The following is a 1,585-nucleotide window of genomic DNA, read 5'->3' on the forward strand; positions in this document are numbered from 1 at the left end:
ATGAGGAGATGCGTAAGGTTGTGGGGGGAATTCGATATCTTGGCACAAATTATGGTTACACCTATGTTACTATGCCACTTAGTAATAATTACAATGCAAATATAAGACCACAGACAAATAATCAAGCTATTTATTCAAATGCGTTTATGAAATGGTATAGACGCTAGGAGAATCGGTCATGATAGGAATAGGCAATAAATATAACTATATCGGGTTAGATAATACTTTATCTCAAGCAGTGTATTCTGCTTTTTCTGTTAATTTTAACGCACAAGAAGCAAGTGCTGATAAGATTGCAATTAGCAACATTAAAGTTAGAAAAGAAGAGACATCTGGTCATTCTAATAATGTTTATTTTAGAGACCCATTAAATAACGCTTATGTAAAAGTAGGCTTGAGTGATGAAAATCTAAATAAACTACAAAATGTCTTTGGCAAGGATTCCATAAAGAAAGATGAAGAGGGTAATGTTTTATTAAAAGGAGAAGCAGAAAGATTTGTGAGTGGTTGGTTTGGAGATATAGCTTATAAAAGAGGCTATGTAAGAGCTGATGCTAATCAAGATGGGAATTTAGACATAGAAGAAAGAAAGAATACAAATTCCTTTACGCTTGGGTTAATGGGTATGGCAAAAGGCAGCAATGTCGTATTTTTAGGCAATGATCAAACCTATGTAAAATTTACAGAACTGCCATTAGGCAATGGTGAGAGACTTGAGCGCATGTCTTCTAGCTCCATAGAGGAAGAGCTCAATAGAACGATTGCACGTGATGGGGATTCTGATGGTTTAATTCAGAGGGTACAAGTTTGGGGAAGCAGAAATAATTATGCACAACATTTAGATAAACTTGCAGATTATTATGAAAAAAATCCAGGTATTACCCTACCCTCTATTGACGAAGTCTTTGGTTTCTTAAAAGAAATGGATGAAGATTTAAAAGAAATGCTAAAAAAAGAGCTTGAAAAAGTAGGCATAGAAACTAAAGATATCCGTGCAGATATGTCTGCAAAAGAAATACTAAAAAAGCTTATGGAAAATAAAGAGAGCACTAAAGAATCTTTAGAAAATCAAGAGCTATCAGAAGAATATTCCACTTTTCAACAAATCCAAGATTTAACTAAACTAGATAAAGACACTTTAGAAAGAAACTTAGCAAACAATCCAACTTTTGAAGAAGATATTATTAGTATTGTTGAAGAGCTTGTAAAAAATGTTGATGCAAACTATTCTAAAAGCACATTAGATTCTGCAACAAGAATTTTAGATGTTAGTGTGTAAGAATACTCTATTTTACAAACACTCCTAAAGGGCTTGTTCTAGCCCCCTTGGTATTCTTACCTTAGCATTTAAATTTCCTTTAATAATGCATTTATCTCCTAACTTCCTAAAGTTTTGTCTGTTTGTAACTTTATATGTGTAAAAAAGCTTACTTGGAATCTATCCATCGCCTTAAAAGCTCTATCCTTTTATAAAGTCCAAAACACCCCATACAAAAAACAACAAAAACCCCCAAAACCAACACCCCAAACTCAAGTGCCACTTCGCGCATAAAAAGCAGACTCCAACTCACAAAGGGCAATTGTG

At 33.8% G+C, this 1,585-nt stretch carries 1 protein-coding gene; it reads left to right on the plus strand.

What is annotated here, in order from left to right:
• Positions 1–178 precede the first annotated feature (178 nt).
• The gene (locus K4G57_RS08930) at positions 179–1,279 is read left to right on the plus strand and encodes a hypothetical protein (RefSeq protein WP_221532825.1); all 1,101 of its coding nucleotides are present in this window, start codon (positions 179–181) and stop codon (positions 1,277–1,279) included.
• Positions 1,280–1,585 lie beyond the last annotated feature (306 nt).

It is taken from the genome of Helicobacter turcicus (assembly GCF_019711685.1).
Lineage (GTDB): Bacteria > Campylobacterota > Campylobacteria > Campylobacterales > Helicobacteraceae > Helicobacter_D > Helicobacter_D turcicus.

Excerpts from the sequence above, each read along its gene's own strand:
- K4G57_RS08930 (WP_221532825.1), top strand. The coding sequence starts at position 179 with ATGATAGGAATAGGCAATAAATATAACTATATCGGGTTAGATAATACT.